Genomic DNA, 26,781 nt, shown 5'->3' on the forward strand with positions numbered 1-26,781 from the left:
GTTTGGGAATTGCATATAGCCACGCGCGGCGGCGACGCAAACCCCGTGCCTCCGCCATATCCCCCGGAATCTCGTCCCGTTAAGAATCTTTCAAGAATATGAAAGATTATTGCGCTATCGTTCCGGCTGGTATAATATTCGCGAAAAGCTCAAGGAAGTCGCATGCCCGCCCACAGGCTCGATCCCATCGATCGTAAGATTCTGGCAGAACTGCAGGCCGATGGCCGAATGACCAACGTCGAACTCGCCCGCCGCGTGGGCATATCTGCCCCGCCCTGCCTGCGTCGCGTGCGCACACTCGAGGAGCAGGGCTTCATCAAGGGCTACCATGCCGAGGTTGATTCCCGCGAACTCGGCTTCGAGGTGCAGGTTTTCGCTAGCGTCGGACTGCAGAGCCAGGCCGAGGCCGATCTGCGCGCCTTCGAGGACCGCTGCCGCAGCTGGCCACTCGTACGCGAGTGCCATATGCTCAACGGTGAGGTGGACTTCATACTCAAGTGCGTGGCCCCGGATCTGTCGACCTTCCAGGCCTTCCTGACCGAGAAGCTGCTAACCGCGCCGAACGTGGCCTCGGTGAAGACCTCGCTGGTCATCCGCGGCGCCAAGGACGAGCCGGGCGTGCCCTTCGACGTGCTCGAGGAACGGCTGAACCGGACCGCCTGACGGCGGCCCGGCCCCGGCACGACATACGGGTCAGCTGGCGAGCAGGTTGTCGACCGCCTCGCGCGAGGAACGGGTCATCGACAGCTCGCCGAAGTCCTGAAGCTCCGACAGGTTGTCGAACATCGACAGGAACAGCGCGCGCATGTTCGGGCTGGTCACGCTGTGCAACATCTTGCCCGGGTGGTAGGTCTCCATCTCGAGCCCGCCGACCCGGATCGTCGCGTGGCGTTGCACCATCAGGTGATAGAGCTGCACGCCGCCCGCCGGGGTCACCGGCACGATGCGGTCCCAATCCGCCTCATCGATGACCGGCACAAGCACGCTATCCTGCCCGAGCAGCGCCCTGAAGCGCGTGCGGGTCACCACCATCCGGGCCGCCTGGCCCAGCAGCAGATCGACGCCCGGACGGCCGAGACCGAAGGCCTCCGCGGTGACCCGGACAAGCGAGTCGAGCGCGCTCTCCTCCGAATGCACCCCCGGCACATAGGTTGTCGAGCCGATCCATGTGATCGACTGGGTGCCGCGGCTGGTCTCGATGTAATCGCCCGGCAGCAGGTCCTCGACGGCCACGGGGCCGCGCAGGGTCTGGATCAAGGTGCCGCGGGCAAAGGCCGAGCAGGCCTCTTCGAACAGCGGCAGCGCCGGAGCCACCTGCTGTTTCATCGAAATCGAGAGATCGGGCAACAGAGCGGCGACCTCGTACTTGCGCATGAGAGAAGTTGCGCGACGAGGCCGCCCGTTCCGGAGAGAAACCGGATCCCGCGGAGAATCTTGCGAAACAACACCTTCGCGGCCGCGGGCCGCGTGATGAATACTGGTCATATCAACATCCCTTGGCAGGCTGTCACATCCGTGCTGGCCCCCACCAACAACGACAGAAGGACGTCTAATCGACTGACGCGATCTGGCCGCATTCGGGCATTTCTGTCAAAATTTCGATGAATTGGCAGCAGCTTATCCACTCAATCCCGGATGGAGAGAGGGATTGTCCGGGATACGAGAACCACCTTGCCATATTTCGCCCCACACGCGGACGAATCGTGGCAGGGCGCCCGTTCCGGAAAGGCGCCCGCCGGAGCCTGCGTCAGAGGCGGATCGCCGAGATCAGCCGTCCGTAGTCGGCCTCGCGCAGGTGGGTTGCCCGGCGGAAGGAGTAGAAGCGGTCCGGGTCGGAATAGGTGCAGTGCCGGGTCCATTCGGCTTCGACCCCGGCGCTGCGAAGCCGGTGCAGCCCGTAGGCGGGCAGGTCGAACTGCGCGCGGTCGCCCTGGCCGCCCGCGAAGAAACGACCGTTGCCCGGGTCCTCCGCCATGAATTCCCCGAGGAACTCCGGCCCGACCTCGTAGGCGCGCTGGCTGATGGTCGGCCCGATCACTGCGCGAATGCCCTCGCGGCTTGCGCCGAGGGCGAGCATCGCGTCGATGGTCTCTTCCAGCACCCCGGCTTGCGCGCCGCGCCAGCCTGCATGGGCGGCGCCGATCACCCCGGCCTCGGCATCGGCAAAGAGCACCGGTTGGCAGTCGGCGGTGAGCACCGCCAGCGCGATGCCCGGCTCGCGGGTGACCAGCCCATCAGCCTCGGGGCGCGGATCAGAGACCGGCCCGGTCACCGTGACGACCTTGGCGGAGTGCACCTGGCTGACCGTCACCAGCGACTCGTTCGGCACTTCCATGGCCTGCGCCACGCGGGTGCGGTTGATCGCCACTATCTCGCGCTGATCCGACGAGCCGGGCCCGCAGTTGAGCCCGGCAAACACCCCCGAAGACGCGCCTCCCTTGCGGGTGAAGAACCCGTGCCGGAGGGGGCTGAGTGACTCGGCGGTGATGATTTCGAGCGTCATGTATCCAATCCGGGCGGCGGCGGTGAGTCCGGCGCGTGCAGCGCCAGAACCTTGAACAAACTTCCCATTTCACCGGGGTGCGTCAACCGGCGATGTGCGGCGATGTGGCTTTCCAGCCCGGCGCCTTGCAGGTGCGCCGCAAGCGCACGGGCGCGCTCGGTGATGCCAAGCCGTTCAAGGAAGACCCCCTGCGCGGTCAACGGCGCGTGAACTGCCGGGGCAGCCGCCTGCGCCAATGCGCGGAAATCCACATGGGCGGTCAGGTCGGCCTCTCCGGGCATGTCCAGCGGCGCCGATTTTTCATGCGCCCGCACCGCCTGCAGTGTGTCTCCGAGGCTGCCCCACCCGCCGTAATCGATGATCAGCGCCACGCCGCCATGCGCCGCGATTCGCCGCCCGACCTCCTGCACGAGGGCTTCGGCGGGGGCGCAGGTCTCGACCATGTCGCCCTGCACGGTGTCCTGCAGCCGGTGCTCCAGCGCGGCCTGCGGCGCGACATCGGTGAGGCCGAAAGAGAGCCGCCCTTTGTGCCAGCCCACCACGCGCTCGCGCCAGAACTCCCCGTCACGCAGGAACTGGCGCACCGGCAGCGCGTCGAAGAACTCGTTGGCGAGCAGGAAAAGCGGCCCCTCGGGCAGGTCGGCGAGGCTGTCATGCCATATGGGCGCAAAGCCGCCGAGGCGTTTGGCCTGCTCGGCGCGCAGGGCGGGCGAGGCCTCGACGAGGTGCAGCTCCGCCGCCGCGATCATCTCCGGCACCGCCCGCATCGCGCGCAGCGCGTCGGCCATCAGCGTGCCGCGCCCCGGCCCCAGCTCGGCAAGGATGATCCGCTTTGGCCGACCCTGATCCACCCAGCTCTGTGCCAGCGCAAGACCCAGCAGTTCGCCGAACATCTGGCTGATCTCGGGCGCAGTGGTGAAATCGCCCCGGGCGCCAAGCGGGTCGCGGGTGGTGTAATAGCCGCGCTGCGGGTGCAGCAGGCACCATGTCATGTATTCGGCCACGCTCATCGGCCCCTCGGCCGCGATGCGCGCCTCGAGAAGCGGAAGCAGCGCGCTCATGCGCGCCGCCGCGCCCAGAAGATGAGGCCGATGCCCACCAGAACCATCGGCAGCGACAGCATCTGTCCCATGGTCAGACCGTAGCCGCCGACGTGCCACGCCAGCCCCAGCGGGTTCCCGGGCGAGACGAACTGCGCATCGGGCTGGCGCACGAACTCGACGAGGAAGCGCGCGACACCGTAGCCGGCAAGGAACACGCCCGCCATCTGCCACGGGGTCTTCAGCCCGCCCCTGCGCAGCGCCAGCCACAGCAGCAGCGCGCCCAGCAGAACGCCTTCGAGCAGCGCCTCGTAGAGCTGCGACGGATGCCGCGCGCACATCTCACCCACCGCCTGCCCGCAGGCCTGCGCGGCTTCACCGGGGAAGATCACCCCCCAGGGCAGCTCGGTCGGGCGGCCCCAGAGCTCGGCGTTGACGAAATTGGCGATGCGCCCCAGCAGCAGCCCCGGCGGCACCGAGATGGCCAGCATGTCGGCGGTGGAACCGAGCGGGATGCGGTTCTTCAGGCAAAAGCCCAGGAAGCCGACAAGCACCCCGAGGAAGCCGCCGTGGAAGGACATGCCGCCGTGCCAGACCATCAGGATCTCGGCCGGGTGGGTCAGGTAGTAGGCGGGCTGGTAGAACAGCACGAAGCCGAGCCGCCCGCCGAGGATGATGCCGAGGATCACCCAGGTCAGCAGCTGCTCGACCTGCGCCGCGCTCATCGGCGGCTGGTCGCCCGGCCAGAGGTGGACGCGCTTCACCGCGGCAACGGCAATGCGCCAGCCGATGATGATGCCCGCGATATAGGCAAGCGCGTACCAGCGCAGGGCGAATTCCATGCCGAAGACCGAGATCGAGAAGACCTCGGAGGACAGGGGCGGAAAGGGAATGGCTGCTCTCATGCGCGATGAGTGACGGGAGTTTCCGGGGGAAGTCAACCTTGTGACCGCGGGCCTCTCGGCCCATATAGGACACAAGCATATGACGGAGAGCCCAATGCAGACGCGCAACAAGGTATTCGAGGATCTCTCGCAGCTCATGACCAACGCCATGGGCGTGGCACAGGGCGCGAAGGATGAGGCCGAAACGGCGATGAAATCGATGATCGACCGCTGGCTGGCGGATCGCGACTTCGTGACCCGCGAGGAATTCGACGCGGTTCGCGCCATGGCGCAGAAAGCCCGCGAAGAGAACGAGACCCTCAAGGCGCGCCTCGACGCGCTGGAGAAGGGTCAGGGCTGACCCGGACCGGGCAGCTCGCTCGATCCCATGAATTGGCCCGGGGCGACCAGCCCCGGCCGCGCCGGTCTCACCCCGCCTGCCGCTGCGCCACGAGTCCGCCGTCCGTCAGGTCACCCGGCGGATAGAGCACGATCTTGTCACCGTCGCTCAGCCCTTCCAGCACCTGCACCTGCCGCCCGTTGCCCTGCCCCAGAGTGACCGGCACCTGCACCGCGCGCCCATCCTCGACCCGGAACACGGCCCAGCCCGTGCCCTCGCGGAAGGCCGCGCTCTGCGGGATCTGCAGCGTGTCCGCATCCTCCCAGATCACGATCCTCGCCAACACCCGGTAGCCATGACCCAGCGCCGCGCGGGCCTCGGCGGGCGCGGTGAAACGCAGGATCACCCGCACCCGCTGTTCCTCAACTCCCAGTGCCGAGACCTCGGTGGTTCCCAGCGGAGCGATGCGCTCGACCTCGGCCTCCAGCGAGCCCGGCCCGCCCCAGTCGTCGAGCATGACGCGCGCGCCCGGCACGACCTGCACCGCGTCCGAAGAGATAAGGTCCACCGCCACCTGCAGGTCCTGCGCGATATTGCCGATCTCGAGCACCGGGGCGCCGGCCTCCAGCGAAGTCTCTGACTGTTCGACCACTCGCAGGATGCGCCCATCGACCGGAGACCGCAGCGGGATGTCCGACGCCCCGACCTCGGCCAGCGCCTCGGCCAGGCCCTGATCGTCGAATCCGATGAGCTGCGCCTGCGCATTGGCCAGCTCTGCCTCGCGCATGGCCACCGCCGCCCGCGCCGTCTCGACCCGCGCCTGCGCCGCCAGCGCCGCGGTGCGGGCCTGATCCAGCGCCGCGGTGGAGATCGTGCCCCGCGCCGCCAGCGCCTTGGCCCGGTCATGGTCCGAGACCGCCAGTTCCACGTCCGCCTGCGCCACGTTCACCTCGGCCTTGGCTTGCAACAACGCCGCCTGTGCCCCCGCGACCGCCGCCCGTGCCTGCTCGCGCGTCCGCAGGTCCAGCACCGAAGGCGCGGCGGGGCGCATGTGCGCCACCACGTCGCCCTGCTTCACCGGATCGCCGTCGATGGCCTGCACCCGCAGCAGCCGCCCGGCGACGGGTGTGGTCACCACGTAGACGTCGCGCACCTCGTCTTGCCCTCCTCGTCGATGGTCACCACCAGCGGGCCACGCGTCACCTGACCGAGGTCGACCAGCTCGGGACGCGGCCAGAAGGCGGCGGCCAGCGCCAGGAAGAGCAGCAGCGCAAGACCGATGCCAAGGGCCAGCCGGGTCCGGTTGCGGGGTCGGTTGAGAGCCATGAGGTCAATCCCGTGTCTTGAGCGCGGCGACGAGGTCGGCGCGGTCCACGTCGCGCTTCACCAGCAGCCCCGAGAGCACCGCCCCCGCGATCACCACCAACGCGGCGAATCCGAAGGCGGCGGGCCGGAACACCACCGTGATCGTGTAAAGGTCGGAGGAGTAGGCGGAGGCGAGCATATGCGCGATGCCCCAGCCCAAAAACGCGCCGCAGGGCAGCGCCAGCAGCGTCACCAGCCCCAGCTCGCCGAGCAGCACGTAGGCGGCCTCGCCCTTGGAAAAGCCGATGACCCGCAGGCTGGCGAGATCATGGGCGCGCTCGGCCAGCGCGATGCGGGCGGCGTTGTAGATGATGCCGAAGGTGATGGTGAAGGCCACCGCCGCCATGATGAAACGCGTCGCCCCGGTGCCCTGGTTCATCACCCGCTCGAAGGCCTCGCGCGCCTCGGACTTGAGGCTCACGCCGGCCACCACCGGCTGATCGCGCAGCCAGACCTGCACCGCCTCGGCCAGCGCCGGATCGAGCCGCAGGGCGGCGCTGGAGATGCGACCCGGCTCGAAGAGCGCCCGGTCCAGCGCCTCCAGCGCCATGTAGGCCGGAGCACCGAGCACGGTCTCCGACACACCGGTGACCGGCAGGCGCAGCACCGGCTGCGCACCCTCGCGCACCTCGACGGTCAGCACGTCCCCGGCCTGCGCCTTGAGCTTGCGCGCCAGCGCCGTGCTCAGCACCAACCCCGGCCCGTCGAGCGCGATGGGCGCGTAATCGGGCGTCAGCGCGCGGACCAGTTCGGGCTCCGGCGGCAACCCGGTGATCGCGCCGCGATGGGTCAGGCGGCCGTTGCGCAGCACCACCGGCACCGAGCGGGTGCCCTCGACCCGCAACACACCGGGGTGGCGTGCCAGCTCGAGCAGGGTCTTCTGCGACACGGCATGGGTGAAGGTCACCGTCGCCTCGGAGCGGTCGAGCACGTCGAAGCTGAGCGCCACCGCCTGGTTGAACCCGGCGTGGATGGTCAGCATCCCCACCGAGAGCCCCATGCCGAAGGTGATCCCCACAACCGCGCCCAGCATGCGGAAGGGCGTGCGGGTGAAGCGGCGCAGCACCATGCGTGTCGGTTGGTCGAGCGCCTTCACCGCCCGCGCCCACCGCCCGGCGCGGCGGTAGTCGGCCGGCGTCGGCGGGCGCATCGCCTCGGCCGGTTGCAGCGCGAAGACGCGGCGCAGCACCACCGCCCCGCCCGCCGCCGCCGCCAGCACGCTGACCACCAGCCCCAGCGCCAGAGCGCCCGGATCGAGACGGAAGATGAGAAAAGGGAACTTGTAGAAATGCAGGTAGAGCTGCACCATCGCACGCCCGCTCAGGATGCCCAGCAATGCCCCCAGCAGCGCACCGGCCACGGCGATCGCCAGCACCAGCTTGAGGTAATGGCCGCCGATCTCGGCGGCGCGGTAGCCGAAGGCCTTGAGCAGGCCGATTTCTTCGCGCTCGGCCTGCACCATGCGGGCGATGACGATGTTCAGCAGGAAGGCCGCGATACCAAGGAACACCGGCGGGATCGCGGCCGCCGTGTCACGCAGCCCGCTGATCTCCTCCGAGACGAAGCGGTGCGAGAACTGGTCCTCGCGGTCGTAGGCCCCTGCCCCGCCCCAGGGTTTCAGGAGATGATCGAGCGCCTCGATCACCGCGCGCGGATCGGTGCCGCGGGTGAGCGTGACGAGGAACTCGGAATAGGCGCCCTTCATGTCGAAGGCGGCGGCGAGCGAAGCCTGCGACATCCACAGTACGGCAAAGCGCGCGTCATCCGGCACCATCTCGCCCGGCGCGGCGGCGTAGAGGAATTCCGGCGAGCGGGCGAGCCCGGTGATCCTGAGGCTGCGCCGTGCGCCGTTCATCACCACCTGCAGGCTGTCCCCCGGCCGCAACCCATGTGCGGCGGCGAAGGTGTCGAGCAAGACCACCTCCTCGGGTGCACCGGGATCGAAGAGCCGCCCCTGCTGCAGGCGGATGGCGTTGAGCGCCGGTTCGGCGTGGTCGGGCAGGGATAGCGACACTGCCGCCACCGGAACCGCGTGGTCCGGCAACTCGATCCGCGCCGCGCCCGCGATGCGCCCCTCGGCCCGCGCGACGCCGGGCAGCGCCGCGATCTGGTGCAGCACGTGGCGTGGGGCGCGGGTCACCGGGGCAAAGACCTCGGAGAAACGGTAACGCTCGTAATAGCTGCGGCGGGTTTCATCGAGGGTGACCACCAACCCCGCCATCATCACCTGCATCATCACGCCCAGCGCCATGACCACTGCGATCGCTGCCGCCTGCCCCTTCATCCGCCACAGATCGCGCGAGAGCTTGCGGTCGAGGGTGCTCATGCGCTCACCATTCGATCTCGGCAGCGGCGCGCGGCGTGTCGTTCCGCTCGACCGTTCTGATCACCCCGTCGGCGAAGCGGATCACCCGGTCGGCCATCTCGGCGGTGGCGGCGGCATGGGTGACGATCATCACCGTGGTGCCGAGGCTGCGGTTGAGATGCTGCAGCACCCCCAGCACCTCGCGCCCGGTGGCACTGTCGAGCGCCCCGGTCGGCTCGTCGCAGAGCAGCACGTCGGGCCGCTTGGCCACGGCGCGGGCGATGGCCACGCGCTGCTGCTCGCCGCCCGAGAGCTGGCTGGGGAAATGATCCTTGCGGGTGCCGAGGCCGACCAGCGCCAGCGCCTCCTCGGGGTCCATCGGATCGCGGGCGATCTCGGTGACGAGCTCGACGTTCTCCTCGGCGGTGAGCGAGGGCATAAGGTTGTAGAACTGAAAGACGAAACCGAGGTTGTCGCGCCTGTAGCGGGTGAGCGCCCGGTCCGACATGGCGGTCAACTCCTCGCCCCGGAACCACGCGCGACCGTCGCTGGGGCGGTCGAGGCCACCGAGGATGTTGAGCAAAGTCGACTTGCCGCTGCCCGAAGGACCGAGCAGCACGGTGATCTCGCCCGGCGGCAGCTCGAGATCGACGCCGCGCAGCGCATGCACGGCCGAGGCCCCCTCGCCATACACGCGGGTGAGCCCTTCAACACGGTAGATCGGCGGCTGATGCGGCACGAAGCGCCCTCCTCTGCCGCCACCCTAGGGCAGCCGGGCGCGGCTTGTCTTGAGCCGGATCAAATGCTTCGCCCTCAGCCGGGACGCGCCAAGGCCTTTGCCTCGTCGAGCAGCGCCTGCAGGACCGGCGTATAGGGCTCCTGCCAGGGTGCGATCAGCCCGACCTCATGCGCCCGGCTGTCGGTCGCCAGCGGCACCAGCGACAGCGGTTTCCCCTCGGCAAGGAACTTTGCGAGGTCGGTCGGCAGGATGGTCACCCAGTCGCCGGTCAGCACATTGCTCACCAGCACGACGGTGGAGTTCGATTCGATGGCCGAGACCGGCGCGACCCCGGCCTCCATGAACTGGCGGTTGATGATGCGTCGGTTCTGCATCTCGGGCGTCAGCAGGCAAAGCTTCAGGCTGCCCAACTCGGACCAGTCCAGCATCTTGCGCCGGGCCAGCGGGTGATCCTCGCGACAGACGAGCTGGTAGGCCTCGCGGTAGAGCGGACGGGTGGTGACCCGACCCAGCGGCTCGTTGTCAAGGTAGGAGATGCCCGCGTCGATCTCGAGATCGTCGAGCATCGCGAGGATCTCAGCCGAGGCGCGCGAGAGCACGGTGAAGGTGACCCGGGGGTGGCGCTCGATGAAGCGCGCCGTGAGCGTCGAGGCCCATGTCAGCGCGGTGGGGATCACCGCCAGCCGCAGGTGTCCGGCGAGCCCTTCGCGCGAGGCGCGCATCTCGTCGCGCAACCGCCGCGTGTCGCCGACGATCTGCCGCGCCCAGACCAGAGCCCGCTGCCCCTCCGGTGTGAGCCCACCGAAGCGCGAGCCGCGCTGCACCAGCTTGACCCCGAGCTGCTCCTCGAGTTGGCGAATGCCGGTGGAAAGCGTCGGCTGGGTTATGCCGAGGCTGAGCGCCGCCCGGCCGAAGTGCTTCTCCCGGGCGAGCGCAATGAACATTTCAAGCTTGGCGATCATGAAGACCTATCGAAACACGTGGTTTCGATCATGATTGCCCGCCAAATCGCCAAGAGCAATGCCGGATCGCCCGAGCGCGCCCCGCATCACTGCGCAAACGCGCGAGGGGTGCGCGGCTAGCGGGCGTAGATGCTCTCGGCGCAGGCGATCACCTGTCCGTCGCTCGCCCGCCGAGCGTGGCTATGAACGACCACGGAAGGGTTCGGAGACAGGGACCGCGCCCGCGCGCGGGCGGTAATTTCGAGCCGGTCCCCCACGTCGAGGTTCCCGTAGAAATGCGCCCGCCTGTTTCGCATCGGATATGTGCCGACATACTCGGGCACGGCATTGCGCTCCGCCCGCTCGATCATGTCGTGGATATGCGCGAAATAGACCAGCCCGACCCCGTTGAGATGCGCGTCCTCGTTGATCTCGAAGGTGATATGTGGCGGGGCTTCGTCCCGTACCGCAAGTTCGCGGTCGTGGCGGCCGATCCGCCGTATCAGGCCCGCCCTGCGTGCCGCGGCATGATCCCGCTCGTCCCTGAACCGCTCGAACAGCTCCGGCGCCCCCAGTTCGGAGTTCGACGGACCGTTCCGGCGGGCATAGCTGGTGAGGATCTCCACACCCAGGGTCTTCGTCCCGGAGGTGAGCACGAACTGGCTGCGCCATCCGGTCTGCGCGCTCGGGACCTCGACCATGAAGAGTTGGCACATGTCGTCTTCGCGAAAGCGCGCCGCGTCGCCGTCGAGTATGCAGGCGACAACCGAGGCGAAGATGCGTGCGCCGGATATGTCCCGGAACTCCGAGGGGCGCCTGCCGACCTGCGCCGCGATCGAAAGCCAATGCCGGTGGCACGCCTCTTTGAGCAACCATGAGCGCCGCACGCCCGAGGTGCACATATGGGGCATTCCCAATCGGAACGTTTCCGGCTCGGCAATGGGAACCGCCCTGCCGGCCAAGTCGAAATCAAGAACGCTCAGCATCGCTGAAACCTCCAAATTCTGCATGATCGGGTATCTGCCCGCTGTCCCGGGGCATCGGCGGACCGCCGAAAAGGATGTGAGACGAACGGTCGCAGCAGAATGTTGTAGGAATGTTTGAAATGTCCGGGAGGTGGAATTTCGGCCGCGAAGGTCCTGAGAAGATCGCCTCGCAGACTAAGAAAATTATTAATGATCTTTGCTGACAGCTCGCCCGCGTTCCCGGGAATGACGCGAGCACACAATGCAGGGCTTGCCCGCCTCGGAGGCGGCCCCAGGCCACGCGACCTGCGGGGACAGAGACGGCGAAGGGGAGAATCGCCCGGGCGGCGGCACCCCGGGGAAAGCCAGGCATCTCCTGCCGTTTGAAGAGGCGATCGGCAGACATCTGCCACCTGCATAGTGGAGGGCCGGCGCGGGCCGACGCGGGGCGGCGCCGGTGTCAGCCCCCCCGCAGCACCGCTATGTCCCTGCTATCGCTACCAACAATTTCATGCCAAGCGGCTCCGTACGGGTCCTGCTGCGAAAAGACAAAAAAGCCCCCTCTGAGAGGGAGCGCCGACAGGGGTCATCGCGGTGGATCGAACGCCACCCATGCACTAGCATTCGTTGTGGGACACAACTTGGGCTCATTTCCTCCCTGGCCCATGCATCTTTAGTCCCGAAATTTTTTTTCGAATATTTGGAGCAGCTTAGTGAATTACAAAGCACACATCGATGGCTTGCGCGCCTTTGCTGTCATTCCAGTTATTGCCTTTCACGCATCCAACACTGCAGTTCCCGGTGGCTTCATCGGAGTTGATGTCTTTTTCGTCATAAGCGGCTTTCTTATAACGTCCCTCCTGATGTCCGACCTTAAGTCCGGCAAGTTCAGTATTGTCGATTTCTACGAAAGGCGCGCAAGAAGAATTCTTCCGGCGTTGATCTTCGTCATTGCATGCAGCATTCCCGCTGCATTGATCTTCCTCCCCCCCCGGCGACCTGCAAACGTTCGGAAAGAGCGTGGTGGCCGCGATGACATTCCTGTCCAACATCTTTTTCCTGAAGGAAATCGATTATTTCCACACCCATGCAGATCTGAACCCCCTCCTCCACACCTGGAGCCTCGCAGTCGAAGAGCAATTCTACATCGTCTACCCGATCTTCCTGGCGCTCCTCTTTCGCAAGGCCCCGCGCTTCCTGGTCCATGCGCTGATCGCCGCCGGACTGCTGAGTCTGGCGCTGGTCCTGAACTCGGTGGCATCCGACCCAAAGTATGCCTTTTACCTCTTCCCGATGCGCGCTTGGGAGCTTTTGATTGGCGCGCTCGCATCCCTCGCCTTTGCCAGAACCGAAGTTTCCCCCCCGCGCGCTCTCTACAGCGGTCTGTCGATGGTCGGCTTCGCGGCCATCCTGCTAAGCTATGCGATCGTCGATGAAACCCGACTGTCCAGCGGCCTCTATGCGCTGCCCGCCTGCCTGGGTGCCGCGCTGGTCATCCTCTTCACCAAGCCCGGCATGATGGTGCACCGCATTCTGACAACGCGGTGGATCGTGCTGATCGGGTTGATCTCCTACAGCGCCTACCTTTGGCACCAGCCACTTATAAGCTTCTACCGGCACGCTTTTCCGGACGACACGGTGGGCGTGGCCGTATGCGCATTCCTGACCTTTCCCATCGCTTGGTTGACGTGGCAATTTGTCGAACAGCCCTTCCGGAAGCGGACACCGGGCGTCCCCGCGAGACGGGTTCTGACCTCCTCCTTCGCCGCGCTGAGCCTATTCGCCGTCCTTGGGCTTGCCCTGACCGCCGATACCGGCTGGGAGCGTCGCTACAGCCCCGACGAGCAGCGCATCCTCAGGAGCTTTGTCGATGCCGACGACTATGTGCCCACGCGCTTCGACGCGCTGAAGGGCCGCCAGTTCAACGCCGAAGGTAACCTTCCAAAGGTGTTGATCGTCGGGGATTCCTATGGGCAGGACCTGGTGAATGCGCTCTACGAGACGGGCATGGACCGGGACTTCGACCTCTCCACCTACCACATCCCCGGGCGCTGCGGGAACCTGATGATCGACGACCTGGATAAGTACAGGAACCGCGAGAACCGCGAGGAATGCGCCAGGTTGCCCGGTTACGAGGACCCGGAGCTCCAGGCCCGGCTGCACGAAGCCGATCAGGTCTGGCTGGTCTCCTCCTGGAGTCCCTGGACCGCGCCGCTGCTGCCCAAGTCCCTCGAAGCGCTCTCGGCGAGCACCGATGCCGAGATCGTCGTCTTCGGGCGGAAACACTTCGGCGACCGGCTGACCTACCGCGTCTTTGCCGATGGCATCGACGCGCTTGTCGGCAAACGCCGCGTGCCGGACGATCCTTCCGCGGTCAGCCTCCAGATGAGCGAGACCATCCCCAAGCTGGCCGAATACGTCGATCTCCAGAGGCTCCTGTGCGGCGGTTACGAGACCTGCACCAACGCCGATTCCTCGGGCTCGCCCCTGACGTTTGACGGGACGCACCTCACACCGGCCGGGGCAAGGTACATGGGCGATCTGCTGAAACCCTATCTGGTCACGCAACTGCAAGCCGAGCACCACCCGGTGAAAGAGATGCCGCGCCCCTAGGGCACGGCGCAAACCGGCGCCCGCGGAACGTCAGCCCTCTCTGGACGCGCGTATTTTCGCCAATATGCGGCACCAATATGCGGCAAGGGAAAGCTGGCGATCCCGGCAGGATTCGAACCTGCAACCTGCCCCTTAGGAGGGGGCTGCTCTATCCAGTTGAGCCACGGGACCGACGGCCTTCCCATAGCGCGCGTGCACCCGGTTGTCACCCTGCAAGCGGAAAATTCGCTGCGCCGCGGCTTTGGCTTGTATGACCCGGTAGAAAGGCTAACATTCAGGTATTTAGTGCTTTGGAGGAGCCTCCCGTGGCCGACACCGATCCCCGTCCCCTCACCCTTCGAGACGTCTCCGAAGCCTCCGGCGTGTCCGAGATGACCGTGAGCCGGGTGTTGCGCAACCGCGGGGACGTGTCCGAGGCGACGCGGGCCAAGGTGCTCGAGGCAGCCAAGGCACTCGGCTACGTGCCCAACAAGATCGCCGGGGCGCTGGCCAGCCAGCGGGTGAACCTCGTCGCGGTGATCATCCCCTCGATGCGCAACATGGTTTTCCCCGAGGTCATGGCAGGCATCGCCTCCGTGCTCGAAGACACCGAGCTGCAACCGGTCGTCGGCATCACCGACTACATGCCGGAAAAGGAAGAGCGGGTGCTCTACGAGATGCTGTCGTGGCGACCTTCCGGCGTGATCATCGCCGGGCTCGAGCATACCGAGGCAGCCAAGGCGATGATGAAGGCCAGCGGCATTCCGGTGGTCGAGATCATGGACATCGACGGCACGCCGGTCGATTGCGCCGTTGGTATCTCGCACCGCCGCGCCGGGCGCGAGATGGCCAAGGCGATCCTGCGCGCCGGTTACCAGAAGATCGGCTTCCTCGGCACCAAGATGCCGCTCGACCACCGCGCGCGGAAACGCTTCGAGGGGTTCACCGAGGCGCTCGCCAAGAGCGGTGTCGAGGTGGTTGACCAGGAGTTCTACTCGGGCGGCTCGGCGCTGAAGAAAGGCCGCGAGATGACGCAGGCCATTCTCGAGCGCGAGCCGGAGATCGACTTCCTCTATTACTCCAACGACATGATCGGCGCGGGCGGGCTGCTCTACCTGATGGAACAGGGCCGCGACATTCCCGGCGAGATCGGCCTTGCCGGCTTCAACGGCGTAGAACTGCTGCAAGGGCTGCCGCGCCAGCTGGCGACCATGGATGCGCACCGGGCCGAAATCGGCCGCAAGGCGGCGCAGATCATCGCGGCGCGGGTCGAGAACCCGGACGCGGACTACGAGCGCATCGTCGAGCTGACCCCGAAGATCGCCTACGGCGACACGCTGCGCCGCTGATCCGGCTCAGAGAAGTGGGCGCACCGAGGGCTCCTCGGTGTCGGTCATGGCCAGTTCTGCCATGCCGTCGACGTCGCTGACGTGCAGTTCACCGTCTGCCCATTCCGCCAGCCCCCGCGCCCGTATCCGCGCCAGCGTCTTGTTGGTGTGGACCAGCGACAGGCCGAGCGCATCCGCGAGATCCTGCTGGCGGTAGGGCAGCGGCACCCGCGCGCCCTGCCCGATGCCCAACTCGGTGAGCCGCCGGAAGATCTTCAGTAGGGCCCAAGCCACCCGCTCGGCAGCGTCGCGCTGGCCGACAGTGGCGAGCGTCTCGCCAAGGAAATGCTCCTCGGAGGCGGCGATCCAGGTCACGTCATAGCCCAATGACGGCTGCTTGCGATAAAGCGACCAAAGGTCCGAGCGGTTGAACACGCACAGGCGCATGGCGCTGGTGGCCTGCACAGAATGCTTCATCTCGCCCAGAAGCCCCGCCTGCAGCCCGGTCAGATCGCCGGGCAGCAGGAAGTTGATCACCTGCCGCCGCCCGTTCTCGAGCGTCTTGTAACGCAGCCCCATCCCCTCGAGAACGGTGAAGATCTGTGGTGAATTCGCTCCCTCTATCAGCAGGTGCGTGCCCGGGTCGACGCTCAGTTCGCCGACCTTGAAGCGTTCCATGAAGGTCAGTTCATCCTCCTCGAACGGCCGGAACAGGGCCTTGCGGCGCAAGGGGCAGCTCTTGCAGGATATCTGACTCATGTCGCCCTCCTATGTCACAGATTAATGCGCCTCTGGCGGTTTGGTTCCAATCTGCGCGCAGCGAGAGGAGACCGCGCATGATTCCCGATGAGACGCCCGACACCGGGCCGGGGTTTCTCGTGCTGTTGAATGATCCCTTCGTGGCCGAAGACGTTTCACGAAGCATTTCCGAGCATGACCCCACTGCGCGCGTTGTCTGCGCGCGCACGCCCGAGGCGGCGCTGCTGCTCGTCCAGTCCGAGGGACATGTGGGCGTGGCGCTGCTGCAGATGGCCCCTGACGAGGTCCCCAAGAGCGCGCTCGGCCAGATGCTGAGCGCGGCCGGAACCCGTATCGCGCTTGCGGGGGATGCCGCCGAGCAGCAGGGACCGGCCTGCGCCTACGAGGTGCTTCAGCGCCCATTCAGCAGCGCCGAGCTCTTGCTGACCCTGAGCCGCGCGCGGGCGGGCTGAGCAGGCCGGTTGGCAAAACTGCGCCACCCTGCTGTCATCGCGGCGTTACCTCAAAGGTCTAGGAGTCGGGGCGTTCTTTGCGAGTGCCGTGGTGCCCCTGCGGATTACCCCGCTCCCCCGGTCAGAAATACCAGTGATTTAATGAAGAAGGGGGTGGCGCTTACGCCACCCCCGTTTTCCTTTTGCAGAGCCGAGATCGTTTATTTCAGCGCTTCGTCGGTGATCGCATGGGTCCAGGCAGCCTCGCCCGGGTCCTTGGTGATCACCGGGTCGGCGCCGGCGCTCAGCAGCACCTCGACGGTGCGGGTGAAATCGGCCGGGTCGAGTGTACCGTCCGAGCCGGAGGTCAGCTTGGCGATCTCGCCCATCATGCGCTTCTGGTGCTTTTCGGTCTGGGCACCGGTCTCGTCATTTTCGAGCACGATCTCTGCGGCCTCGTCCGGGTTCTCCTCGGCGTATTTCCAGCCCTTCATCGAGGCGCGCACGAAGCGCACCAGCTTGTCGGTCATCGCGGGATCGGCAAGGTTCTCCTCGGTGGTGTAGAGACCGTCCTCGAGCGTCGCGATGCCCTCGTCCTGGTACTTGAAGACCACCAGATCCTCGGGAGACAGACCCGCGTCGATCACCTGCCAATACTCGTTGTAGGTCATTGTGGTGGCGCATTCGACCTGCTTCTGCAGCAGCGGATCGACGTTGAAGTTGATCTTCTGGATGGTCACCCCGCCCTCGGAGCCGTCGGTCGCGTAGCCGAGCTTGGACATCCACGAATAGAGCGGCAGCTCGTTGCCGAAGAACCAGGTGCCGAGCGTGTGGCCGGGGAAATCGGCGGGGCTCTCGATGCCGTGCTCCTTGAGGCAGGTCAGCATCAGCCCCGAGGACTTGAAGGGCTGGGCAATGTTGACGATCGGGGCACCGTTCTCACGCGCCGCCAGCGCCGAGGGCAGCCAGTCGACCATCACGTCGGCACCGCCGCCGAGCAGCACCTGCACGGGCGCGATGTCGGGCCCGCCCGGCTTGATCGTCACGTCGAGGTCCTCTTCCTCGTAGAAGCCCTTCTCGGCCGCCACGTAGTAGCCGGCGAACTGGGCCTGGGTCACCCACTTGAGCTGCAGCGTCAGCTCGTCCGCGGCCTGTGCACCGCCGGCGGCGAGCAGCATCGCCGAGGCAATCCCCCATCCGGTAAACTTGGTCATGACTCTCTCCTGTTGCATTGCGCGTTTCTTTGTCTTTCACCGCAGTTTGCTGTGTCACCGGCCCCGCTGCGACGGGTGCCAGAAGGTCGCGGCGCGTTCGATCAGCGCCACGCCGCCGTAGAAGGCCGAGCCCGCAAGCGCGGCCACCACGATCTCTGCCCACACGAGGTCGAGCTGCAGCAGCCCGACGCTGGTGGAAATCCGAAAGCCCATGCCGGTGATCGGCGAGCCGAAGAACTCGGCCACGATGGCGCCGATCAGCGCGAGGGTGGAGGCGATCTTCAGCCCGTTGAAGATGAAGGGCAGCGCCGCCGGCAGGCGCAGCTTCCACAGGCTGGTCCAGTAACCCGCGGCATAGGTGCGCATCAGATCGCGCTGCATGGCGCTGGTGTCCGCCAGCCCCTGCACCGCGTTGACCAGCACCGGGAAGAACACCATGACCACCACGACCGCCGCCTTCGACTGCCAGTCGAAGCCGAACCACATGACGAGGATCGGCGCGATGCCGATGATCGGCAGCGCCGCGACGAAGTTGCCCACCGGCAAGAGGCCGCGGCGGAGAAAGTCGAAGCGGTCCACCACGATCGCCGTCAGCAGCGCCGCGCCGCAGCCCAGCACGTAGCCGGTGAGCGCGCCCTTCAGCACGGTCTGCACGAAGTCCTGCCAGAGCACCCCGCCCGACTGGGCAAAGCGCGCCGCGATCACCGAGGGCGCGGGCAGCAACACCGGCGAGATGCCGAAGCCGCGCACCACCGCCTCCCAGACGAAGACCAGCACCATCCCGAAGATCACCGGCACCGCCAGCGCCGCCGCGCGGCTCCGGCTTTTCGACAGTCGCACGTTGGCCCAGAGACCCAGCGCCCAGACGATCAGCCCAGCGAGTATCCAGCTCATGCCATGCCCATCCGCTTGAGGGTGATCCTCTGGATGAGGCCGATCAGCCCCACCAGCACCGCCGCCAGCGCCGCCGCCATGAGGAGCGCCGACCAGATTTGTATGGTCTGCCCGTAGTAGCTCCCCGCCAGCAGCCGCGCGCCGAGCCCCGCCACAGCGCCGGTCGGCAGCTCGCCGACGATGGCGCCGACGAGGCTCGCCGCCATGGCGATCTTCATCGAGGCAAAGAGATAGGGCATCGAGGCCGGAAGCCGCAGCCGCCAGAACTCCTGCGCCCGCGTGGCGCTCCAGGTGCGCATCTGGTCGAGCTGCATCGCGTCGGGGCTGCGCAGCCCCTTCACCATGCCCACGACCACCGGAAAGAACGACAGGTACATCGAGATCATCGCCTTGGGCAGCAGCCCCGAGATGCCGATGGCGTTCAGCACCACGATGATCATCGGCGCGATTGCGAGGATGGGGATGGTCTGGCTGGCGATCACCCAGGGCATCACCGAGCGGTCCATCACCTGGTTGTAGACAATGCCCACCGCCAGCGCGAAGCCAAGCAACGTGCCGAGCCCGAACCCGAGCACCGTGGCGCTCATTGTCACCCAGGCGTGATAGACGAGGCTGCGCTTAGAGGTGGGCTTTTTCATTGCCACCGTGTCCCAGAGCTCGGCGGCCACCTGGTGCGGCGCGGGCAGCTTGGGTTTCTCCTGAGCCCAGGTCTCGGCAATCAGCTCGGAGGTGGTCAGCACACGATCCTGCCGCGCCGCCTGGTCGAGCACCCATTGCCTGTTGAGCATCACGGCCGCGCCATACCAGATCACCAGGATCGCCAGCACGACGGTCAGAACGGGGATCACGTTTCTCATCGCACCCACTCCATCCGCAGCTCGGGAAGCTCGTGCGGCGGCTCCGGGTCGACCTCCCCCGCATCGACGAAGCCCTCGCGTCTGTAGAAGCGCTGTGCGGCCTCGTTGGCGACATGAGTGTGCAGGAAGAGCGCGTCGCGCCCCTCCTTGGCCTTGTCCATCAGCGCCTTGCCGAGCCCCGCCCCGCTGCGCGCGCAGTAGAGCGCCCCGACCTTACCTGTTCCCGGATCGACCGAGAGGTAGCCTTCGACCGGCTCGCCGATCACCCAGATCTCGCGCTCGGGGAAGGCGTCGCGCAGGAAACCCTCGACCTCTTCGGCCGAATGCACCCGCGGGAACCACGGGCTCGCATCGATCCAGCCGTTCACCACCGCCGCGCAGGCGGGAATGTCGGACTCCCCGGCGCGCCTGACCAGCAGATCAGTCATAGGCATGCCCCGCCCGCAGCCCCTCACGCACACGGTGGGCGATCTCGAGGAACTCCGGGCTGTCGCGGATCTCCAGCGGCCGCTCCTTCGGCAGCGGGCTTTCGATGATGTCGGTGATCCGCCCCGGACGCGGCGACATGACGACGATCTTGGTCGAGAGATACACGGCCTCGGGAATAGAGTGGGTGACGAAGCAGATGGTCTTCTCGGTGCGTGCCCAGAGCGCGAGTAGCTGCTCGTTCAGGTGATCGCGCACGATCTCGTCGAGCGCGCCGAAGGGTTCGTCCATCAACAGGATGTCTGCATCAAACGCCAGCGCCCGGGCAATCGAGGCCCTTTGCTGCATGCCGCCCGAAAGCTGCCAGGGGTACTTTTTCTCGAAGCCCGACAGCTCCACCAGTTCCAGCACCCGCTGCACCCGATCGGCCTGCTCCGCCTTCGGATAGCCCATGATCTCCAGCGGAAGGCGGATGTTGCCGCCGATGGTGCGCCAAGGATAAAGCCCCGCCGCCTGGAAGACATAGCCATAGGCGCGCGCCTTGCGGGCGGCCTCGGGGGTCACGCCGTTGACCAGCACGGTACCGGAGGTCGGCGTCTCGAGATCCGCCATCACCCGGAGGAAGGTGGTCTTGCCGCAGCCCGAGGGACCGATGAAGGAGACGAAGTCGCCCTTGCCGATCTCCAGGTCCACATCCTTGAGGGCCTGCACCGGGCCGTCGTTCGTCTCGTAGACGAGGTTCAGCCCCTCGGCCGAGATCACCGTCCGTGCCGGCGCGGCACCGGCCGCCTGGGCGACCGCTTTCTGTGTCATCATCTTCGTCTTCCCTGAGTGGGGCGGGGGCGTCTTCTGGCCCCCTGCCCCGGTCGTCTGTCTAAGTCACACCCCGGAGGCCGGGATGCCCGTACGTTCCACCTTGCGCGGCGCGGTCAGCTCCTTCCACGAGCTCAGCGCCTTGTTCACCGCCCCGGCGGGCGGGCGGGCGACGAACTGGCCGTGCCCTTCCTCGGAACTCATCGCGCCCTCGGTCACCGAGACCTTGCCCCGGCTCAGCACGAAGCGTGGCAGACCTTTCACCGTCATGCCCTCGAAGACGTTGTAATCGATGGCCGACTGCTGGGTCTTGGCCGAGATCACCTTCTCCCGGGTCGGGTCGAGCACGACGATGTCGGCATCGGCGCCGACAAGTATGGCCCCCTTGCGCGGGTAGATGTTGAGGATCTTGGCGATGTTGGTCGAGGTGACCGCGACGAACTCCTGCGGCGTCAGGCGGCCAGTGCCCACGCCCTGCGTCCAGAGCATCGGCAGCCGGTCCTCGAGCCCGCCGGTGCCATTGGGGATCTTGGTGAAGTCACCGACGCCGTAGCGCTTCTGGTCGGTGGTGAAGGCACAATGGTCGGTCGCCACGCAGGACAGCGATCCCGCGGCCAGCCCGGCCCAGAGGCTGTCCTGATGCGCCTTGTTGCGGAAGGGCGGCGACATCACCCGGCGCGCCGCGTGGTCCCAGTCGGGGTGGGCGTATTCGCTCTCATCCAGGGTCAGGTGCTGGATCAGCGGCTCGCCCCAGACCCGCTTGCCCGCCTGACGGGCGCGGCGGATCGCCTCGTGGCTCTCCTCGCAGCTGACGTGCACCACGTAGAGCGGCACGCCGGCCATGTCGGCGATCATGATCGCACGGTTGGTGGCCTCGCCCTCGACCTGTGGCGGGCGTGAATAGGCGTGCGCCTCGGGGCCGTTGTTGCCGGCGGCGAGCAGCTTGGCGGAAAGTTCCGCCACCACGTCGCCATTCTCGGCATGCACCAGCGGGATCGCCCCCAGCTCGGCGCAGCGCTGGAACGAGGCGAAGAGCTCGTCGTCGTTCACCATCAGCGCACCCTTGTAGGCCATGAAGTGCTTGAAGGTGGTGATGCCGCGATCCACCACCTCCTTCATCTCGTTGAACACCTGTTCGCTCCACCAGGTCACCGCCATGTGGAAGGAGTAGTCGCAATGCGCGCGGGTCGACTTGTTGTCCCACATCTGCAGCGCGTCGAGCAGCCCCTGCCCCGGCGAGGGCAGCGCGAAGTCGACCACCATGGTGGTGCCCCCCGCCAGCGCCGCGCGAGTGCCGCTGTCGAAGTCGTCGGCCGAATATGTGCCCATGAAGGGCATCTCGAGGTGGGTGTGCGGGTCGATCCCGCCGGGCATCACGTAGCAGCCCGAGGCGTCCAGCACCTCGTCGCCCTTGAGGTTCTGGCCGATCTCGGCGATGCGGCCGCCCTCGATTCGCACGTCGGCCTCATAACTCAGGTCGGCGGTGACGACGGTGCCGCCCTTGATCACTGTGGACATGTTTCCCTCCCTTGGAAGTCCGTGTCCGGGGTTTCTTCTAGGCGAAAATATCCCGGGGAGTCCGCGGCCCTCGGGCCGCGGGCGGGGCAGAGCCCCATATCCGGCGCCCGCCTCAGGCGACGATCTCCGCGGTCTCGAGCACCGCGTGGAACAGCACATCGGTGCCCGCAGCCGCCCAGTCCTGCGAGATCTCCTCGGCCTCGTTGTGCGAGATGCCGTCGACGCAGGGGCACATGACCATGGTCGCGGGGGCCACCTTGGCGGCCCAGCAGGCATCGTGGCCCGCGCCCGAGATGATGTTCATGTGCGAGTAGCCCAGCCGCTCGGCGGCATTGCGGACGTTCTCGACCAGCTCGGGGGCAAAGGTCACCGGGTCGAAATGGCCGACCGGCTCGACCGCGCAGCCGACGCCCAACTCGGCGCAGATCTCCGCCGCGCGTGTCTCGATCTCGGCGCGCATGCCGTCGAGCTTGGCCTGATCGGGCGAGCGGATGTCGACGGTGAAGACCACGCTGCCGGGCAGCACGTTGCGCGAGTTTGGCGAGAAGGTCACCTGCCCCACCCCGCCGACGGCGCCGGGCTGGGCGGCCATGGCCACCTCCTGCAACATCTCGAAGATGCGGCCCATGGCGAGCCCGGCGTTCACCCGCATGTCCATCGGCGTCGAGCCGGTGTGCGCGGCCTTGCCGGTCAGGGTGAACTCGAGCCACCAGAGCCCCTGGCAATGGGTGACCACGCCGATGTCGCGGCCCTCGGCCTCGAGGATCGGCCCCTGCTCGATGTGCAGCTCGTAATAGGCGTGCATCTTGCGCGCGCCGACCTCTTCCTCGCCCTGCCAGCCGATGCGCTTGAGCTCGTCGCCATAGGTCTTGCCCTCGAGATCCTTCCGCCCGTAGGCGTAGTCGAGGTCAAGCACCCCGGCAAAGACCCCCGAGGCCAGCATGGCCGGGGCAAAGCGCGCGCCCTCCTCGTTCGCCCAGTTGGTGACCACGATCGGGTGTTTCGTCTTGATGCCGAGGTCGTTCATCGTGCGCACCGCCTCGAGCGCGCCCAACACCCCCAGCACGCCATCGTACTTGCCGCCCGTCGGCTGGGTGTCGAGGTGCGAGCCTACGTAGACCGGCAGCGCGTCCGGATCCTCGCCTGCCCGAGTGGCGAACATCGTGCCCATGGCGTCGACGCCCATGGTCATGCCCGCGGCCTCGCACCAGCTCCGGAACAGCGCACGGCCCTCGGCGTCCTCGTCAGTGAGCGTCTGGCGGTTGTTGCCCCCGGCGATGCCCGGCCCGATCTTGGCCATCTCCATCAGGCTGTCCCAGAGTCGGTCGCCATCGATCCGGAGGTTCTCGCCCGGTGCCGCCATCTTTTTGTCCTCGCTGCCTTGCTTTGCATCTTGCATTGCGCGGTCGCGCTTGCGCGGGCCGCGCGTGTTTTTTACCATTTGGTAAAGCCACGATTGCAATGCGCCCCGAACCTGTCAAGAAATCCCTGCCTTGGCCCCCGGGACGGATGCGCATAGAGCGGGCAGCGCCGCCCGGAAAAGCAGCAGCCAAGGAATGCCATGCCCGCTCCTCCCGAGAAAAAGCCCAGCCGAATCCAGATCCGCAACCGCCGCAAGATCATGGATGCCGCGCTGGATGTCTTCTCACAGCACGGCTTTCGGGGTGCGACGCTCGACCAGATCGCCGAGGCCGCGGGCATGTCGAAGCCCAATCTCATCTACTATTTCGACGGCAAGGAGGCGATCCACGTCGCCCTGCTGAACGCGCTCATGACCGAATGGCTCGACCCGCTGCGCGAGATGGATGCGCAGGGCGATCCGCTGCAGGAGATCCTCGCCTACGTCCGACGCAAGATGGAAATGAGCCGTCAGTTCCCGCGCGAGAGCCGACTCTTCGCGATCGAAATCATCCAGGGCGCGCCGCGCATGCTGCCGCACCTCGAGAGTGACCTGAAGCCACTCTTCGACGAGAAATGCGCGCTGATCGCGGGCTGGATGGAGGCCGGCAAGCTCGCCCCGCAGGATCCGCAGCAACTTGTCATGTCGATCTGGGCGCTGACCCAGCATTTCGCCGACTTCGACACGCAGGTGCGGGTTCTGGTGCCCGACGAGGTCGCGGGCTGGGACGCGGCGAATGCCCATGTCGAGACGATCTTCAAGGCGATCCTGACGCCGAAGGGGTGAGGCAGGGCCAACAGGCCCCGCCCCTTGGATCACTCTGCCGCGCGGGCCATCGGATTGTTGGGGTGGGTCGTCCAGTCGCCGAACTCCGCCGGCACCACCTTGCCGGTGCGCGGGTCCGTCGCCCCGATATCCATCCGCTCCATGCTGATGCATCCCTCGACCGGGCAGACATTGACGCAAAGATTGCAGGCCACGCACTCGTCGTCCTTCACAGTGAAGACCCGGTCCGGGGACATGGCGATCGCCTGGTGCGAGGTGTCCTCGCAGGCGGCATAGCAACGCCCGCAGGAGATGCAGAGGTCCTGGTCGATCTTGGCCTTGGAGATGGCGTTGAGGTTGAGGTTCTGCCAGTCCGACACGTTCGGCACCGCCCGGCCGACAAGGTCGGAAAGCCCCACGCCCTTCTCGTCGAGGTACTGCGACAGGCCCGAGATCATCTCCTGCACGACCTTGAAGCCGTAGGTCATCGCCGCGGTGCAGACTTGCACGTTGCCGGCCCCTAGCGCCATGAACTCTGCCGCGTCGCGCCATGTGGTGACGCCGCCGATGCCCGAGATCGGCATCCCGCGGGTCTCGGGCGAGCGGGCAATCTCGGCCACCATGTTGAGCGCAATCGGCTTCACTGCCGGGCCGCAGTAGCCGCCATGCGCGCCCTTGCCGTCGATGGTCGGCTCGGGGGCGAAGAGGTCGAGATCGACCGAGGTGATCGAGTTGATCGTATTGATGAGTGAGACCGCATCCGCGCCGCCGCGCTTGGCCGCTTCGGCGGGCTTGCGGATGTCGGTGATGTTGGGCGTCAGCTTGACGATGCAGGGCATACGCGAGTTCTGTTTCACCCAGCGCGTCACCATCTCGATGTACTCGGGCACCTGCCCCACCGCCGAGCCCATGCCGCGCTCGCTCATCCCGTGCGGGCAGCCGAAGTTCAGCTCGACCCCGTCGGCGCCGGTCTCCTCGACCAGCGGCAGGATCGCCTTCCACGCCGCCTCCTCGCAGGGGACCATGAGCGAGACCACCAGCGCGCGGTCGGGATAGTCGCGCTTGACCGCCTTGATCTCGCGCAGGTTCACCTCGAGAGGCCGGTCGGTGATCAACTCGATGTTGTTCAGCCCCAAGAGCCGCCGGTCCGCACCCCAGATCGCGCCGTAGCGCGGGCCGTTGACGTTGACCACGGGCGGTCCTTCCTCGCCGAGGGTCTTCCAGACCACCCCGCCCCAGCCCGCCTCGTAGGCGCGGCGGACATTGTATTCCTTGTCCGTCGGCGGCGCCGAGGCCAGCCAGAACGGGTTGGGCGACTTGATGCCCACGAAAGTGCTCGTCAGATCAGCCATGTCGGTCCCTCCTCAGCGCATCAACGTGGCGTGGATGTCTTCGGCCGCGTCGCGGCCCTCGGCGACGGCGGTGACGGTCAGGTCATCGCCCCCGGCGGCGCAGTCTCCCCCGGCCCATACCCCGGGCAACGAGGTGCGCCCCGGCCCCTCGACCGCGATCTTGCGGCCCGCGAGTACGGGCAGACCCTCCGTCACGAGGCTCTGGCCGATGGCGCGGAACACCTGATCGGCGGGCAGTCGGAAGCTCTCGCCCGTCGGGGTGAGGTCATCGTCGGTGAACTCGAACTCGATCTCGCGCACCGCGCCGTTGCCGTGCACGCCCTTGGGCGTGGCGTTGCAGATGATCCGCACCCCCTTGGCCTGCGCCAGCTCCTGCTCGAATGCGCTCGCCGCCATGCGCGCCTGCGAGCGGCGGTAGACGATGGTGACGTTGAGCGCGCCCAGCAGCTTGGCCTGCACGGCCGCATCCACGGCGGTCATGCCGCCGCCGATCACCACCACGTCGCGGCCCACGGGCAGTGCAGAAAGATCGCCTGCCTGCCGCAGTTCGGAAATGAACTCCACGGCGTTCAGCACGCCCTCGCGGTCGTCGCCCTCGATCCCCAGCGTGTTCACTCCGCCAAGGCCGAGCCCGAGGAAGACCGCGTCATAGTCCGAGGTCAGTTCCGTCAGCGTGAGGTCGCGCCCGAGCATCCGGCCGGTCTCTATGGTGATGCCGCCGATGCCGAGCAGCCAGTCCACCTCGCGCGCGGCGAAATCGTCGGTGCTCTTGTAGGCGGCGATGCCGAACTCGTTGAGCCCGCCGGGCTTGGCGCGCGCGTCGAGGATGACCACGTCATGGCCCTTCATCGCCAGACGGTGCGCGCAGGACAGGCCCGCAGGCCCCGCCCCCACAACAACAACGCGCTTGCCAGTGGGGGCCGCGCGCTCGAAGGGGTGAATGTTGCGCGCCATGATGCGGTCGGTGGCGTAGCGCTGCAGCCGGCCGATCTCGACCGGCTTGCCCTCGGCCACCTCGCGCACGCAGACCTCTTCGCAGAGGGTCTCGGTCGGGCAGACCCGGGCGCACATGCCGCCGAGGATGTTCTGCGACAGGATCGTCTTCGCGGCCGCCTCGGGCGTGCCGGTCGCGATCTGCCGGATGAAGAGCGGAATGTCGATCGAGGTCGGGCATGCCGTCGCGCAGGGCGCGTCATGGCAGAAGTAGCAACGGTCCGCCGCCACCAGCGCCTCGTGATCGTCGTATGGAGGGTGCAGGTCGGAAAAGCCCTCCTCCAGCGCCTGCGGCTCCAGCCGTCCTGCGCGGATCCCTCCTGCCAGTTGTCTTGCGTCCATCGGTCGCCTCCCCGCT

General features: G+C 66.8%; 26 protein-coding genes, 1 tRNA gene and 1 pseudogene. 7 read left to right on the forward strand and 21 right to left on the reverse strand.

What is annotated here, in order from left to right; translation table 11 throughout:
- The first annotated feature begins 162 nt into the window (after positions 1–162).
- Positions 163–663 (forward strand): Lrp/AsnC family transcriptional regulator, encoded by a 501-nt coding sequence (locus tag CLG85_RS05870; protein ID WP_095881146.1) that lies wholly within the window; start codon positions 163–165, stop codon positions 661–663.
- A 30-nt stretch (positions 664–693) separates the two neighbouring features.
- Here CLG85_RS05870 and CLG85_RS05875 read toward each other — a convergent pair whose 3' ends face one another.
- The 4 genes from CLG85_RS05875 to lgt all read right to left on the reverse strand — a co-directional run bounded on the left by CLG85_RS05875 (position 694) and on the right by lgt (position 4,448).
- Positions 694–1,374, reverse strand: a complete 681-nt coding sequence (locus CLG85_RS05875) for a Hint domain-containing protein (protein ID WP_095881147.1) — start codon at positions 1,372–1,374, stop codon at positions 694–696.
- 373 nt (positions 1,375–1,747) lie between these two features.
- Positions 1,748–2,503 (reverse strand): peptidoglycan editing factor PgeF, encoded by a 756-nt coding sequence (gene pgeF / locus CLG85_RS05880; protein ID WP_095881148.1) that lies wholly within the window; start codon positions 2,501–2,503, stop codon positions 1,748–1,750.
- A complete protein-coding gene (locus tag CLG85_RS05885) occupies positions 2,500–3,564 on the reverse strand; it encodes a class I SAM-dependent methyltransferase (RefSeq protein ID WP_095881149.1) in 1,065 nt (354 codons plus the stop codon). Before CLG85_RS05885 ends, pgeF begins: the two co-directional genes overlap by 4 nt.
- Positions 3,561–4,448, reverse strand: coding sequence for a prolipoprotein diacylglyceryl transferase (gene lgt, locus CLG85_RS05890; protein ID WP_095881150.1), 888 nt, complete (start codon positions 4,446–4,448; stop codon positions 3,561–3,563). The genes CLG85_RS05885 and lgt overlap by 4 nt, the downstream gene beginning before the upstream one ends.
- A gap of 94 nt (positions 4,449–4,542) precedes the next feature.
- Between lgt and CLG85_RS05895 the strand changes: the two genes are divergently transcribed.
- Positions 4,543–4,788, forward strand: coding sequence for an accessory factor UbiK family protein (locus CLG85_RS05895; protein WP_095881151.1), 246 nt, complete (start codon positions 4,543–4,545; stop codon positions 4,786–4,788).
- Positions 4,789–4,855: 67 nt separating this feature from the next.
- Here CLG85_RS05895 and CLG85_RS05900 read toward each other — a convergent pair whose 3' ends face one another.
- The 6 genes from CLG85_RS05900 to CLG85_RS05925 all read right to left on the reverse strand — a co-directional run bounded on the left by CLG85_RS05900 (position 4,856) and on the right by CLG85_RS05925 (position 11,127).
- A complete protein-coding gene (locus CLG85_RS05900) occupies positions 4,856–5,920 on the reverse strand; it encodes an efflux RND transporter periplasmic adaptor subunit (protein ID WP_260348563.1) in 1,065 nt (354 codons plus the stop codon).
- The gene (locus tag CLG85_RS05905) at positions 5,899–6,093 is read right to left on the reverse strand and encodes a hypothetical protein (protein ID WP_260348564.1); all 195 of its coding nucleotides are present in this window, start codon (positions 6,091–6,093) and stop codon (positions 5,899–5,901) included. Before CLG85_RS05905 ends, CLG85_RS05900 begins: the two co-directional genes overlap by 22 nt.
- 4 nt (positions 6,094–6,097) lie before the next feature.
- Entirely contained in the window at positions 6,098–8,458 is a 2,361-nt protein-coding gene (locus CLG85_RS05910; RefSeq protein WP_260348565.1) for an ABC transporter permease, read from the reverse strand.
- A 4-nt stretch (positions 8,459–8,462) separates the two neighbouring features.
- The gene (locus tag CLG85_RS05915) at positions 8,463–9,176 is read right to left on the reverse strand and encodes an ABC transporter ATP-binding protein (RefSeq protein ID WP_224917704.1); all 714 of its coding nucleotides are present in this window, start codon (positions 9,174–9,176) and stop codon (positions 8,463–8,465) included.
- Between the two features lie 74 nt (positions 9,177–9,250).
- A complete protein-coding gene (locus tag CLG85_RS05920) occupies positions 9,251–10,138 on the reverse strand; it encodes a LysR family transcriptional regulator (RefSeq protein ID WP_095881311.1) in 888 nt (295 codons plus the stop codon).
- Positions 10,139–10,254: 116 nt separating this feature from the next.
- Complete coding sequence (locus CLG85_RS05925) at positions 10,255–11,127, reverse strand: LnmK family bifunctional acyltransferase/decarboxylase (RefSeq protein WP_095881312.1); 873 nt, start codon at positions 11,125–11,127, stop codon at positions 10,255–10,257.
- 668 nt (positions 11,128–11,795) lie between these two features.
- Here CLG85_RS05925 and CLG85_RS27670 point away from each other — a divergent pair.
- A pseudogene (locus tag CLG85_RS27670) lies at positions 11,796–11,999 on the forward strand (acyltransferase family protein); the annotation flags it as partial.
- A 115-nt stretch (positions 12,000–12,114) separates the two neighbouring features.
- The gene (locus tag CLG85_RS05935; protein ID WP_260348572.1) at positions 12,115–13,695 is read left to right on the forward strand and encodes an acyltransferase family protein; all 1,581 of its coding nucleotides are present in this window, start codon (positions 12,115–12,117) and stop codon (positions 13,693–13,695) included.
- Between the two features lie 94 nt (positions 13,696–13,789).
- On the opposite strand, the gene CLG85_RS05940 is transcribed toward CLG85_RS05935, so the two are convergent.
- Positions 13,790–13,866, reverse strand: a tRNA-Arg gene (locus tag CLG85_RS05940).
- Between the two features lie 134 nt (positions 13,867–14,000).
- Here CLG85_RS05940 and CLG85_RS05945 point away from each other — a divergent pair.
- Positions 14,001–15,023 carry a LacI family DNA-binding transcriptional regulator gene (locus CLG85_RS05945; RefSeq protein WP_095881314.1) on the forward strand — a complete coding sequence of 341 codons (1,023 nt, stop codon included), beginning with the start codon at positions 14,001–14,003 and terminating at the stop codon, positions 15,021–15,023.
- A gap of 6 nt (positions 15,024–15,029) precedes the next feature.
- On the opposite strand, the gene CLG85_RS05950 is transcribed toward CLG85_RS05945, so the two are convergent.
- On the reverse strand, positions 15,030–15,761 hold the full coding sequence (locus CLG85_RS05950) for a Crp/Fnr family transcriptional regulator (RefSeq protein ID WP_095881315.1): 732 nt from the start codon (positions 15,759–15,761) through the stop codon (positions 15,030–15,032).
- 77 nt (positions 15,762–15,838) lie between these two features.
- Here CLG85_RS05950 and CLG85_RS05955 point away from each other — a divergent pair, with 77 nt between their 5' ends.
- Positions 15,839–16,213 carry a hypothetical protein gene (locus CLG85_RS05955; protein ID WP_095881316.1) on the forward strand — a complete coding sequence of 125 codons (375 nt, stop codon included), beginning with the start codon at positions 15,839–15,841 and terminating at the stop codon, positions 16,211–16,213.
- Positions 16,214–16,413: 200 nt separating this feature from the next.
- Here the strand turns inward: CLG85_RS05955 and CLG85_RS05960 are convergent, their stop codons facing one another.
- The 7 genes from CLG85_RS05960 to CLG85_RS05990 form a co-directional block, all read right to left on the reverse strand.
- Complete coding sequence (locus CLG85_RS05960; RefSeq protein ID WP_375796898.1) at positions 16,414–17,406, reverse strand: ABC transporter substrate-binding protein; 993 nt, start codon at positions 17,404–17,406, stop codon at positions 16,414–16,416.
- Between the two features lie 54 nt (positions 17,407–17,460).
- Positions 17,461–18,300 (reverse strand): ABC transporter permease, encoded by an 840-nt coding sequence (locus CLG85_RS05965; protein ID WP_095881317.1) that lies wholly within the window; start codon positions 18,298–18,300, stop codon positions 17,461–17,463.
- On the reverse strand, positions 18,297–19,157 hold the full coding sequence (locus CLG85_RS05970) for an ABC transporter permease (protein WP_095881318.1): 861 nt from the start codon (positions 19,155–19,157) through the stop codon (positions 18,297–18,299). The genes CLG85_RS05965 and CLG85_RS05970 overlap by 4 nt, the downstream gene beginning before the upstream one ends.
- Positions 19,154–19,585 carry a GNAT family N-acetyltransferase gene (locus tag CLG85_RS05975; protein WP_095881319.1) on the reverse strand — a complete coding sequence of 144 codons (432 nt, stop codon included), beginning with the start codon at positions 19,583–19,585 and terminating at the stop codon, positions 19,154–19,156. Before CLG85_RS05975 ends, CLG85_RS05970 begins: the two co-directional genes overlap by 4 nt.
- On the reverse strand, positions 19,578–20,399 hold the full coding sequence (locus tag CLG85_RS05980; RefSeq protein WP_375796899.1) for an ABC transporter ATP-binding protein: 822 nt from the start codon (positions 20,397–20,399) through the stop codon (positions 19,578–19,580). Before CLG85_RS05980 ends, CLG85_RS05975 begins: the two co-directional genes overlap by 8 nt.
- A 63-nt stretch (positions 20,400–20,462) precedes the next feature.
- Complete coding sequence (gene hydA / locus CLG85_RS05985) at positions 20,463–21,914, reverse strand: dihydropyrimidinase (protein WP_095881320.1); 1,452 nt, start codon at positions 21,912–21,914, stop codon at positions 20,463–20,465.
- 112 nt (positions 21,915–22,026) lie between these two features.
- Positions 22,027–23,277, reverse strand: a complete 1,251-nt coding sequence (locus CLG85_RS05990; protein WP_095881354.1) for a Zn-dependent hydrolase — start codon at positions 23,275–23,277, stop codon at positions 22,027–22,029.
- A 198-nt stretch (positions 23,278–23,475) separates the two neighbouring features.
- Here CLG85_RS05990 and CLG85_RS05995 point away from each other — a divergent pair, with 198 nt between their 5' ends.
- A complete protein-coding gene (locus tag CLG85_RS05995; RefSeq protein ID WP_095881321.1) occupies positions 23,476–24,099 on the forward strand; it encodes a TetR family transcriptional regulator C-terminal domain-containing protein in 624 nt (207 codons plus the stop codon).
- A gap of 29 nt (positions 24,100–24,128) precedes the next feature.
- On the opposite strand, the gene preA is transcribed toward CLG85_RS05995, so the two are convergent.
- Positions 24,129–25,430 (reverse strand): NAD-dependent dihydropyrimidine dehydrogenase subunit PreA, encoded by a 1,302-nt coding sequence (gene preA, locus CLG85_RS06000; protein ID WP_095881322.1) that lies wholly within the window; start codon positions 25,428–25,430, stop codon positions 24,129–24,131.
- Between the two features lie 12 nt (positions 25,431–25,442).
- Positions 25,443–26,765, reverse strand: a complete 1,323-nt coding sequence (locus tag CLG85_RS06005) for an NAD(P)-dependent oxidoreductase (protein WP_095881323.1) — start codon at positions 26,763–26,765, stop codon at positions 25,443–25,445.
- Between the last annotated feature and the right edge of the window lie 16 nt (positions 26,766–26,781).

Origin of the sequence: Alloyangia mangrovi, from assembly GCF_002300555.2 — a bacterium.
Lineage (GTDB): Bacteria > Pseudomonadota > Alphaproteobacteria > Rhodobacterales > Rhodobacteraceae > Salipiger > Salipiger mangrovi.

What these genes read in the sequence shown, in the direction of transcription:
- CLG85_RS05870 (WP_095881146.1), top strand. Translation starts at nt 163, where the DNA reads ATGCCCGCCCACAGGCTCGATCCCATCGATCGTAAGATTCTGGCAGAA.
- CLG85_RS05875 (WP_095881147.1), bottom strand. Translation starts at nt 1,374, where the DNA reads ATGCGCAAGTACGAGGTCGCCGCTCTGTTGCCCGATCTCTCGATTTCG.
- pgeF (WP_095881148.1), bottom strand. Translation starts at nt 2,503, where the DNA reads ATGACGCTCGAAATCATCACCGCCGAGTCACTCAGCCCCCTCCGGCAC.
- CLG85_RS05885 (WP_095881149.1), bottom strand. Translation starts at nt 3,564, where the DNA reads ATGAGCGCGCTGCTTCCGCTTCTCGAGGCGCGCATCGCGGCCGAGGGG.
- lgt (WP_095881150.1), bottom strand. Translation starts at nt 4,448, where the DNA reads ATGAGAGCAGCCATTCCCTTTCCGCCCCTGTCCTCCGAGGTCTTCTCG.
- CLG85_RS05895 (WP_095881151.1), top strand. Translation starts at nt 4,543, where the DNA reads ATGCAGACGCGCAACAAGGTATTCGAGGATCTCTCGCAGCTCATGACC.
- CLG85_RS05905 (WP_260348564.1), bottom strand. Translation starts at nt 6,093, where the DNA reads ATGGCTCTCAACCGACCCCGCAACCGGACCCGGCTGGCCCTTGGCATC.
- CLG85_RS05910 (WP_260348565.1), bottom strand. Translation starts at nt 8,458, where the DNA reads ATGAGCACCCTCGACCGCAAGCTCTCGCGCGATCTGTGGCGGATGAAG.
- CLG85_RS05920 (WP_095881311.1), bottom strand. Translation starts at nt 10,138, where the DNA reads ATGATCGCCAAGCTTGAAATGTTCATTGCGCTCGCCCGGGAGAAGCAC.
- CLG85_RS05925 (WP_095881312.1), bottom strand. Translation starts at nt 11,127, where the DNA reads ATGCAGAATTTGGAGGTTTCAGCGATGCTGAGCGTTCTTGATTTCGAC.
- CLG85_RS05935 (WP_260348572.1), top strand. Translation starts at nt 12,115, where the DNA reads ATGACATTCCTGTCCAACATCTTTTTCCTGAAGGAAATCGATTATTTC.
- CLG85_RS05950 (WP_095881315.1), bottom strand. Translation starts at nt 15,761, where the DNA reads ATGAGTCAGATATCCTGCAAGAGCTGCCCCTTGCGCCGCAAGGCCCTG.
- CLG85_RS05955 (WP_095881316.1), top strand. Translation starts at nt 15,839, where the DNA reads ATGATTCCCGATGAGACGCCCGACACCGGGCCGGGGTTTCTCGTGCTG.
- CLG85_RS05960 (WP_375796898.1), bottom strand. Translation starts at nt 17,406, where the DNA reads ATGACCAAGTTTACCGGATGGGGGATTGCCTCGGCGATGCTGCTCGCC.
- CLG85_RS05965 (WP_095881317.1), bottom strand. Translation starts at nt 18,300, where the DNA reads ATGAGCTGGATACTCGCTGGGCTGATCGTCTGGGCGCTGGGTCTCTGG.
- CLG85_RS05970 (WP_095881318.1), bottom strand. Translation starts at nt 19,157, where the DNA reads ATGAGAAACGTGATCCCCGTTCTGACCGTCGTGCTGGCGATCCTGGTG.
- CLG85_RS05975 (WP_095881319.1), bottom strand. Translation starts at nt 19,585, where the DNA reads ATGACTGATCTGCTGGTCAGGCGCGCCGGGGAGTCCGACATTCCCGCC.
- CLG85_RS05980 (WP_375796899.1), bottom strand. Translation starts at nt 20,399, where the DNA reads ATGATGACACAGAAAGCGGTCGCCCAGGCGGCCGGTGCCGCGCCGGCA.
- hydA (WP_095881320.1), bottom strand. Translation starts at nt 21,914, where the DNA reads ATGTCCACAGTGATCAAGGGCGGCACCGTCGTCACCGCCGACCTGAGT.
- CLG85_RS05990 (WP_095881354.1), bottom strand. Translation starts at nt 23,277, where the DNA reads ATGGCGGCACCGGGCGAGAACCTCCGGATCGATGGCGACCGACTCTGG.
- CLG85_RS05995 (WP_095881321.1), top strand. Translation starts at nt 23,476, where the DNA reads ATGCCCGCTCCTCCCGAGAAAAAGCCCAGCCGAATCCAGATCCGCAAC.
- preA (WP_095881322.1), bottom strand. Translation starts at nt 25,430, where the DNA reads ATGGCTGATCTGACGAGCACTTTCGTGGGCATCAAGTCGCCCAACCCG.
- CLG85_RS06005 (WP_095881323.1), bottom strand. Translation starts at nt 26,765, where the DNA reads ATGGACGCAAGACAACTGGCAGGAGGGATCCGCGCAGGACGGCTGGAG.